Genomic DNA, 9,263 nt, shown 5'->3' with positions numbered 1-9,263 from the left:
AAAGATGAAACCTCTATTAAAACATGTACAAGTTTAGATGAAGTAAAAAAGGAAATCAAACAATATATGATTTATTACAATTACTATAGATACCAATGGAACTTAAAAAAGATGACCCCTGTTCAATACAGAGATCATCTTCTTACAGCAGCATAGACTTTTTATAAAATGTCCTTTACAAAGGGTACACTTTAAATGGATCTAGTTCTTTTTTTATATTTATTTAATGCCCTTCATTTTGCCTTGAATCATTGGTGATAGAAGGAATAATACAAGAGCTAGTACAATCGAGCAGCCACCGATGATGCCGAAGTACAACATTTCAGTTTTTTCTGAATAGAACTTAACAATTTGTGCATTCAATCCTTGTGCTGCGGCATTAGATAAGAACCAAAGGCTCATCGTTTGTGCAGAAAATGCAGCCGGCGCTAATTTTGTTGTTGCTGATAATCCTACAGGAGATAAGCAAAGCTCTCCAATTACAACGATAAAGTAGCTAAGCACAAGCCATAAAGGATTAACAAGCGAGTTCGCTCCGCCAAAATAAGCTGGAAGCAGGATTACTAGGAAAGAAAGACCTGCAAACAGCAATCCTATTGAGAATTTCTTTGGGATAGAAGGCTGGCGGTCACCAAGCTTAACCCATAGCCATCCTATAATTGGTGCAAAGATAATGATAAACAGCGGGTTCAATGATTGGAATAGTGTTGGCGATAAGTGCAAGCCAGCAAATTCAAGTTGTGTACGTTTATCAGCATATCCTGCAAGAATTGTAGAACCTTGCTCCTGTATTGCCCAGAACATTACAGATGCTAAGAACAATGGGATATAAGCAATCAAACGAGAACGTTCGTCAGATGTTGTTTTTGGACTGCGGTACATTACCGTAATATAGATTGCTGGAATCAAGAATCCAAGGATACCGACTACAATAGCAAAAGTGTCAAATGTAAGAAGGCCTGTTGGAATAGTAATGGCTAAGATGATAGCAAGAACAACGATTCCAATACCAATAATAGAATAAACCTTTTTCTTTTCAGTAGCTGAAAGAGGATTTGCAACAAGGGTACCTGCCAACCCAAGGTTTTTCTTTTTTGTAAACATAAATACTAATAATCCAATAAGCATACCGATTGCAGCAAGACCAAAGCCTAAATGGAAGCTTGTGTTCATGCCGACTTCACCGACGATCAGCGGAGAAAGGAATCCTCCAAGGTTGATACCCATGTAGAAGATACTGAATCCTGCATCGCGGCGATTGTCTTCCTGTGAATAAATTTCACCGACAATACTTGATACGTTTGGTTTCAATAAGCCTGTACCAATAACGATTAGCACCATTGATACGAAGAACATGCTGATGCTTCCTGGTACTGCTAAAACAATATGACCAAGCATGATGAAAATACCGCCATAAAATACTGCTTTAGAAGTACCAAAAATTCGGTCAGCTAACCAGCCGCCAATGATTCCTGACATATAGACAAGTGAACCGTAAATAGACGTAATGGCAAATGCAGTAGTTTCAGGAATGCCTAGTCCGCCTTTTGAAACTTCATAATACATGTAGTAAACAAGGATAGCTTTCATTCCGTAATAAGAGAATCTCTCCCAGAACTCTGTGAAAAACAGAGTGAAAAGTCCTTTTGGATGACCAAAAAAACCCTTTTGCGGAACACTGTCCACAATTTTCTGTTTATTTAAGTCTAGCATTGTTTTAACCTCCTCTAGTATTCTAATATAATACTGAAAAAACAGATGTTTTGTCAAAAAAAATTTTAATATATCGAACGATATTGTTCTGTAAAGGATTAAACAAGTTTTTCCATTTTTATAATCAAAATAGTTTTATATAGTTTTAAGTAGAATTTTGTTATTTTATTATATCTATATATAGTTTTTAGGTATAATTTGGAATAATTAGAAATGTAGTGAAAAGGAATGGAAATATGTACATTCGGTTAAATTAACAAATGTTTGTAAATTTAAGGAGGTTAAAAAACATGAAGGATACAAGTGAGTTTGTACAAACATTAAAGGAAAACAGTAAAAAACAAGAGAAAAACAAACATAAAGGAAAAGGCCATCCAGAAAGCAGCCTTCCTAACAAACAGCATTGATGTGAAAGCTGCCTGTTTTAATAAATGGGCAGCTTTTTTTCTTTCTGCCAATTCTAATTTTCCCCCAACTAGCACCTTTTTAAACGAAACGCATAACTTAACAAGGGCTGTTTAAGGAGGGAGAACAGATTGAAAATTGAACGTGTTGTCACTTATTACGGTTATGATCTGCTTATTAATGAAGAACTACATAAGAAATGTTTAAATTGTCAAAAGTGGTATGCTTTTGCAGAGGAATTAGGCTTTTGTCCAAACTGCATGAAATCCATTAGAGAGAATAAGCGTATGTAAATGGAAGCATGTTTTCCTAAATATCGGGTATTCTACTTATTAGACAATTAATGTGTGGAAGGGAGTACAAGAATTTATGAAGGAAATGACAGTTTACTTAAAGGAAGCAACAGAAGCACAGCCAATTAACTCATTAGAAGCAGCTTTAGTTACGACAGAAGGGATAGAGAGAGCCCTTGTTGATGTTTCGGACGGAGAAGTCAAAATTGTTTATGATGAAAACCAAATAACAAAGGAAACAGTACTAGAGAAGATAAAAGAGCAAGGGTTTCATTCTATAAGCTGACACTAATATAACTTAAGTAAAGAAAACTGTCCTATTAGTCTAGTAAATGCATATAAATAAAGTAAGTTTGCATGCTAATAGGAGGAGCTTATGTTTTCTTTAATCGGTAAGGCCGTGTTAGGAATGGCGTTGCTCAGACTGCTGTCAGGATGTATTGAAATAACAGCAGCAGTATTGATGCTAAAGTCCAATCAAATAGAAAAAGCCTTAATTATCAATAGTTCTCTTGCAATTGTCGGTCCGCTCATCCTGATTGCCACGACATCAATCGGCCTTTTCAGTATTGCTGACAAAATTTCGTTCGGGAAGATGCTATGTGTGCTAACAGGAGTTGGCTTTATCTTGTATGGTGTTAAGGGCAGCTGAATAATAATAAACCTGATAGACTTCTATCAGGTTTATTTTGCTTTTTGTTTATAGCAGCTCTAGCTGGTTGCTGTCTGGTTTTTTATTTTGTCTGTTTCTTCCTCTATAGAAACAACATCAATTCGTTCAAATAACGGCTCTATATCCTTTATAAAAGCAGGTATCTTTTCCGTGTATTCCCAAGACCATTTTTTAAGCTGAAATAGAGATTTAAGTTTGTTTGAACTAAATGGTAAAAAGGGATGGAGCATCTGCCCGATATTTATTAACAGGATGCAGCAATCATAAATCGTCTGACGGCATGATTCCTCGTCTTCCTTGATATCAATCCAAGGTTTCCTATTATCAAAATATTTATTCGAATATCGAATAAGCTCAAACAATGATTGAAGTGCCTGCTTTATTTCTCCTGCTTCTATTTTTTCAGCCACTAGTATGTAGCTAGTATTAATTTGCTTGCGGACTTCTTCGCTTGTCTCCCGTTTTTCCACATTATTTGAATAGTATTTACTGATGAATTTCACAGTCCGATTCACAAAATTACCAAAGCTGCCGAGAAGCTCACTGTTATGGCTGTAGATGAATTCGCGCCAAGAGAAATCAGCGTCCCGCTTTTCAGGAGCATTGATTGTAAGAAAATAACGAATAGAATCTGGGTGATATTTCTTAATTAAGTCAGGAATCCAAACAGCATAGTTTTGGCTTGTAGAAATTTTCTTTCTCTCCAATGTCATATATTCATTGGAAAGAATATAGTCCGGCAGTGCTTTGATGTTTAAGCCAAGAAGGAGAGCCGGCCAAATAATAGTATGAAAGGGAATATTGTCTTTCCCATGCACATAATAAGACACAGTATTCTCATTCCAGTAATCTTCATGCTTTCCTCCGGTTTTGTGAGCCCAGTGTTTGCTTGCTGAATAATATCCAGCAACAGCCTCCACCCAAACATATATTTTTTTATCTTCATAGTTAGCGATTGGAACACTCACACCAACAGGCAAGTCTCTTGTTACAGCTCTGTCGCGCAGTCCTTCTGTTAAATATCTTTCTGTCAAAAATCTGGCATTGTTTCTCCATGTCTCATTCTTTGAAGAGCTTTTCAGCAGTTGCTCAAGCTGCTGCTGAAAGGAGCTTAAGGAGAAGTAAAAGTGCTCCGTTGTTCTAACAGTAGGTTCATGCTGGCAAAGCTTGCATTTTTTATCATGAAGCTCCAGTGCTTCTAAAATGGCAGAGCAATGATCACATTGGTCTCCCCGTGCCTTATTACCGCAGGCTGGGCAGATGCCTTCAACAAAGCGGTCTGGCAGAAATTGAGCACAGTTTATACAGTACGCCTGCTCGACCTCTTTTTTATATAGATGACCATTTTTTTGTAAAGCTAAAAATAGCTCCTGAACGGTTTTATGATGATGGTCTGCATCTGTTCTTGTATAAACATCATAGGAAAATCCTAGTGCTTCAAAATCATGTGCAAATTCCTGATGATACCTGTCTGCGATTGTTTTTGGCTCAACGCCTTCTTGGTTTGCCCGAACTGAAATGGGAGTACCATTGCAGTCACTGCCTGAGACATAAAGTACTTTTTCTCCTTTTTGCCGGTAATATCTTGCCAGAATATCCCCGGGCAATAAACTAGCGATATGGCCGATATGCAATGAGCCATTTGCATATGGCCAAGCTCCTCCAATAAAAATAGTCATCCTGCATTCCTCCTAAAAAGTTTTGGAAAAATGAACAAAGCTGCAAAATAAAAAGCCCCGCCCTTTTCCATAAGAAAAGGACGGGGCTCTATGCCGCGTGTTACCACCTTTGTTCACTGCTTGCTCACACAAGTCAGCCTCTGCAAGTACACCCAGCTTAATAAAAGCCTTCATACTGTGACATGGATAACAAGTGTCAAATCTTGCCGCAGCCTACTAATAAATATGTTCAGTGCGGAGCTCAGAGGCCATTTTTCTAATAGATATCAATGCTTCCTTGCAGCAGGGTGGAAGCTCTCTGTAAAAGATAATCTATTGTACTTTCCCTCATCAACGCTACATTTTATATGATTGGATATATTATAAGCTTTGTAATTACCAAAATCAACCATAAAAGAACAAAAGAAGAAAATTAAAATAAAGCGTTTACATTATTAATGAAAGCATTTACAATGTAATTGTACCAACAAATATAAGACGTTCTAATAAATAGATGGTTAACATTAGATAATGGAGGTTCCATATTATGAAATTCCCTAAAGATTTTTTATTCGGTGCAGCATCGGCTTCTTACCAAGTGGAAGGTGCGTGGAATGAAGACGGTAAAGGTGTGACTAACTGGGATATCTTCTCTAAAATACCTGGAAAAACGTTCGAAGGAACGAATGGCGATGTTGCAGTTGACCATTATCATCGCTACAAGGAAGATGTACGATTAATGGCTGAAATGGGATTGGAATCCTATCGCTTCTCCATATCTTGGGCACGGATTATTCCAGATGGTGATGGAGAAATTAATGAAAAAGGAATTGAGTTTTATAATAATTTAATAGATGAATGCCTAAAGTACGGAATTGTCCCATTTGTGACTCTTTACCATTGGGATCTCCCACTTCCATTAGAAGAGGATGGCAGCTGGACAAATAAACGCACAACAAATGCGTTTGCTAAATATGCGGAAGTTTGCTTTAAAGCATTTGGAGACAGGGTTAAGCATTGGATTACATTTAATGAAACAATTGTTTTCTGTACGCTAGGGTATTTAAACGGTGCTCATCCGCCAGGATTAGTGAATGCGCATAAAGAATATTTCTAGGCGACACATAATGTGTTTCTTGCCCATGCGATGGCAGTGAAGAAATATAAAGAACTAAAGCAATACGGGGAAATTGGTATTACGCATGTATTCAGTCCTGCATTCGGCGTGGACAGCAAGGAAGATAATCGGTTTGCTGCTAATCATGCGAATTACTACCAAACATATTGGTACTATGACCCTATCCTTAAAGGCGAATATCCGCAATATGTATTGGATGCACTAACGGAAAAAGGACTGACGCCAGATTGGACAAACGAGGAGCTTCAGCTTTTGAAAGAAACAGCTGGCTTCAATGATTTTATCGGGCTTAACTATTATCAACCGGCACGTGTTGAAAAAATTCAAGGGTCAGCTGAAGCAGTTGAAATCAGCCGAGACAATGCGACAGGCAGGCCTGGAAACCCATCCTTTGACGGGGTCTACAAAACGGTCATGATGGAGGACAAAGTGTATACAAAATGGGGCTGGGAAATCTCTGCAGAAGGATTTCTTGATGGCTTGCGAATGCTAAAAGAAAGATATGGAGATGTAAAACTGTATATTACGGAGAATGGTCTTGGTGATGAAGATCCAGTCATTGAGAATGAAATTGTCGATGTCCCAAGAATTAAATATATTGAAGAGCATTTAAAAGCAGTAAAAACAGCAATTGGAGAAGGTATCCATTTAAAAGGATACTACGCATGGTCTGTAATTGATCTTTTAAGCTGGCTGAACGGTTATAAGAAACAGTATGGATTCATCTATGTGGACCATAAAAACAATCTGGCAAGAAAGAAAAAGCTTTCCTTCCATTGGTACAAGCATATTATTGAAACAAGAGGAGAAGAGCTTTAATTGTAGTCTGTAAGTATTTAAAAGGGGTATTCTTCTAGGTAGAAGTCTGCCCCATTTTTATCGAGAGGAGAAAAGCATATGACAGTCAAATACCAAATGGTTGCCAGTGCCCTCGAGAATGATATTCTAAAAGGGAATTTCCAAGCGAACGAAAAGCTCCCGACAGAAGAAGAGTTGATGCATAGGTTTCAAGTCAGCCGTAATACCATTCGAAGAGCATTAAAAATATTGGCAGATGAAGGCTATGTCTATCAAGTGCAAGGTAGCGGTCTTTTTTTGAGAGAGTTTTCCAGGCCTGGCTGTATAACGATTCGAAAAATGCGGGGGCTCACTAGTGAGTTGGCCGGGGCTGATATGAACAGCTCTATCATTGAATTGTCACTCGTGCTGGCTGACAGCAAACTGGCTGCTAAAATGAAGTGTAAGCCTGGTGATTCTCTTTACTATATTAAAAGACTTCGCTTCGTAAATGGCGAGCCTCTTGTTTTAGAAGAAGCTTACTACAATAAGACATTGGTACCATATTTGAATACAGAAATTGCTGAATCATCTATATATCGATATATAACAGAAGACTTAAGACTAAAGGTAGGGTTTGCCGATAAACTCATTTATTGCGAGAAGCTTTCGAAAGAGGATGGTCTTCATTTAAGTTTGCCAGAAGGAGACCCTGCCTTAGTTGTGGAAAATACCGTTTTTTTAAATACAGGAGTTGTATTTAACGTTTCTCTAGAAAAATATAATTATGCTTCAGCAAGACTGCTGGCATTGACGTTTTAAAGAGGAGGCCGCTTATAAAGCGGTTTTTTTCATTATGAAAAAGGGGGGGAAGTACGTTTGACCCTTATTGACAATAAATTTTTTGGCCCTATACTATTGTATATCGGTTAATTTTTCTGAATAGTATGTAAATTATTGATGGGCCATACACGTAAATCAAAAGATATTTAAAAGATTTGCCTAGTCCCCAAACAGGAAGATACTTGCATATAATAATAATGAAGAGGGAGTGTCAAAGTTTATATAAAAGCATTTTACCAGCAATAGAGGTTAGTATGCTGACTTATTATCATTGCTGGGTATCGTAAAATTATAACAATACTTGTCTTTAAAAACGGCACACTTATCGTGACGAAGATAAGGGGAGATTAACAAATAAAGAGAAGTAAGTTTTAAAAGAGCATCGAAAAAAAATATAATGGCTAAAAGCATGGATTATCAGGGGGAACACTATTATGGAGGAATATTTAAAAGAAAGGGAAAAAGAGATGATTGAGCTGCTCAAGAATCTCGTAAATATTGACAGCGGAAGCTATGTAAAAAAAGGAGTCGACCAAATTGCAGACATCTTAGAGAGTAAGTTTGCAGAGGCTGGCTTTGTTTCAACCATAAAAAAAGAGAAGAAAACAGGAAATAATCTTGTTTTGCGTCATAAGGATGCTAGAGATCCGAAAGTTATTATTGTTGCCCATATGGATACTGTCTTTCCGGAAGGCACTGCAAAAAAACGCCCGTTCCGAATAGAAGGAAACAGAGCATACGGCCCTGGAGTTGTTGATATGAAGGGCAGCCTTGTATCTGTTCTGTATGCAGTTAAAGCACTAAGAAGCATTCATTCTTCTGCACTAAAAAATGTGGAAATAGTCTTAAATAGTGACGAAGAAATCGGTTCAGCTAATTCAAGAAAGCTTATCGAACAAACGGCAAGAGGGAAGGATTATGCCCTAATTGTGGAGCCAGGCAGAAAGGATGGTTCGATTGTATCTGCTCGAAAAGGCGGGGGACGCTATACGATTATGGTCAAGGGAACCAGTGCACATGCAGGTGTTGAGCATGAAAAAGGGAGAAGTGCAATTGAGGAGCTGGCATACAAAACCATTAAGCTTCAAAAACTGACTAAATACCAAGAAGGAATAACTGTTAATGTAGGAATGATTGAAGGAGGAACATCCATCAATACGGTTGCTTCATCTGCGAAAGCTGGAGTGGATGTTCGTCTTGTTAATATGGAACAAGCTCCTCTTATTGATAAGCAAATCCGCGAAATCTGTGCTGTTTCTGACGTGGAAGGCACTGAGATTGAGGTGAAGGGGAGCATAAGCAGACCGCCAATGGAGAAAAACAGTCAATCAGTTCAACTATTAAAAATAATTAAAGAAGCTGGCAAGGAACTTGGAATTGAAGTCAAGGACACCTTTACCGGCGGAGGCTCTGACGGAGCATTTACAAGCTCGATGGGAATTCCGACAATAGATGGACTTGGACCAGTTGGAGGAAATGCCCACAGTGAGGAAGAATATTTGGAGTTGGATACTTTCATTGAGCGGACACTGCTTCTTGCAACAGTATTAACAAAACTGACCGCCAAAGTGAGAATGACAGCGTAAGCTAGATAATGCTTAACACAAAAAAAGCGAATCAATGATTCGCTTTTTTTAAAGATAAGAAAGTATAAAAATTTGGGTCTACCACAGTCATTTAAGCTGTGGTATTTTCATTTTATGGAGACCAATATATTGAGAAGAATATTTTTTGATAAACACCAACATTGGGAAGCTTTCAAA

Annotated in this window: 9 protein-coding genes and 1 pseudogene; 8 read left to right on the top strand and 2 right to left on the bottom strand. The window is 37.9% G+C overall.

What is annotated here, in order from left to right:
* Positions 1-156 (top strand): IS3 family transposase (locus M3600_RS27705; RefSeq protein ID WP_251648410.1); only part of this gene is annotated, 156 nt, incomplete at its 5' end.
* 63 nt (positions 157-219) lie between these two features.
* Here M3600_RS27705 and M3600_RS27700 read toward each other — a convergent pair.
* Positions 220-1,713 (bottom strand): peptide MFS transporter, encoded by a 1,494-nt coding sequence (locus tag M3600_RS27700; protein WP_233316787.1) that lies wholly within the window; start codon positions 1,711-1,713, stop codon positions 220-222.
* A gap of 290 nt (positions 1,714-2,003) precedes the next feature.
* Between M3600_RS27700 and M3600_RS27695 the strand changes: the two genes are divergently transcribed.
* The 4 genes from M3600_RS27695 to M3600_RS27680 all read left to right on the top strand — a co-directional run bounded on the left by M3600_RS27695 (position 2,004) and on the right by M3600_RS27680 (position 3,063).
* Positions 2,004-2,120, top strand: coding sequence for a DUF4023 family protein (locus tag M3600_RS27695; RefSeq protein ID WP_233316788.1), 117 nt, complete (start codon positions 2,004-2,006; stop codon positions 2,118-2,120).
* A 129-nt stretch (positions 2,121-2,249) separates the two neighbouring features.
* On the top strand, positions 2,250-2,411 hold the full coding sequence (locus tag M3600_RS27690) for a hypothetical protein (RefSeq protein WP_233316789.1): 162 nt from the start codon (positions 2,250-2,252) through the stop codon (positions 2,409-2,411).
* A gap of 76 nt (positions 2,412-2,487) precedes the next feature.
* Positions 2,488-2,697 carry a hypothetical protein gene (locus M3600_RS27685; RefSeq protein WP_233316790.1) on the top strand — a complete coding sequence of 70 codons (210 nt, stop codon included), beginning with the start codon at positions 2,488-2,490 and terminating at the stop codon, positions 2,695-2,697.
* A gap of 90 nt (positions 2,698-2,787) precedes the next feature.
* A complete protein-coding gene (locus M3600_RS27680) occupies positions 2,788-3,063 on the top strand; it encodes a YqhV family protein (RefSeq protein WP_233316791.1) in 276 nt (91 codons plus the stop codon).
* Positions 3,064-3,122: 59 nt separating this feature from the next.
* Here the strand turns inward: M3600_RS27680 and metG are convergent, their stop codons facing one another.
* Positions 3,123-4,763 (bottom strand): methionine--tRNA ligase, encoded by a 1,641-nt coding sequence (gene metG, locus M3600_RS27675; protein WP_251648408.1) that lies wholly within the window; start codon positions 4,761-4,763, stop codon positions 3,123-3,125.
* Between the two features lie 526 nt (positions 4,764-5,289).
* On the opposite strand from metG, the pseudogene M3600_RS27670 reads away from it, so the two are divergent.
* From M3600_RS27670 to M3600_RS27660, 3 genes and pseudogenes are all read left to right on the top strand, one after another.
* A pseudogene (locus M3600_RS27670) lies at positions 5,290-6,699 on the top strand (glycoside hydrolase family 1 protein).
* 78 nt (positions 6,700-6,777) lie between these two features.
* A complete protein-coding gene (locus M3600_RS27665; RefSeq protein ID WP_233316794.1) occupies positions 6,778-7,479 on the top strand; it encodes a GntR family transcriptional regulator in 702 nt (233 codons plus the stop codon).
* Positions 7,480-7,934: 455 nt separating this feature from the next.
* Complete coding sequence (locus tag M3600_RS27660; protein WP_237941002.1) at positions 7,935-9,086, top strand: M20 family metallopeptidase; 1,152 nt, start codon at positions 7,935-7,937, stop codon at positions 9,084-9,086.
* Positions 9,087-9,263: the final 177 nt, after the last annotated feature.

The sequence above is a fragment of the Niallia sp. MER 6 genome, assembly GCF_023714395.1.
Classification (GTDB): Bacteria; Bacillota; Bacilli; order Bacillales; family Cytobacillaceae; genus Niallia.
Note: the sequence above shows the minus strand (reverse complement) of the source record. Positions and strands in the feature narration are given on the sequence as shown.

What these genes read in the sequence shown, in the direction of transcription:
- M3600_RS27700 (WP_233316787.1), bottom strand. Translation starts at nt 1,713, where the DNA reads ATGCTAGACTTAAATAAACAGAAAATTGTGGACAGTGTTCCGCAAAAG.
- M3600_RS27695 (WP_233316788.1), top strand. Translation starts at nt 2,004, where the DNA reads ATGAAGGATACAAGTGAGTTTGTACAAACATTAAAGGAAAACAGTAAA.
- M3600_RS27685 (WP_233316790.1), top strand. Translation starts at nt 2,488, where the DNA reads ATGAAGGAAATGACAGTTTACTTAAAGGAAGCAACAGAAGCACAGCCA.
- M3600_RS27680 (WP_233316791.1), top strand. Translation starts at nt 2,788, where the DNA reads ATGTTTTCTTTAATCGGTAAGGCCGTGTTAGGAATGGCGTTGCTCAGA.
- metG (WP_251648408.1), bottom strand. Translation starts at nt 4,763, where the DNA reads ATGACTATTTTTATTGGAGGAGCTTGGCCATATGCAAATGGCTCATTG.
- M3600_RS27665 (WP_233316794.1), top strand. Translation starts at nt 6,778, where the DNA reads ATGACAGTCAAATACCAAATGGTTGCCAGTGCCCTCGAGAATGATATT.
- M3600_RS27660 (WP_237941002.1), top strand. Translation starts at nt 7,935, where the DNA reads ATGGAGGAATATTTAAAAGAAAGGGAAAAAGAGATGATTGAGCTGCTC.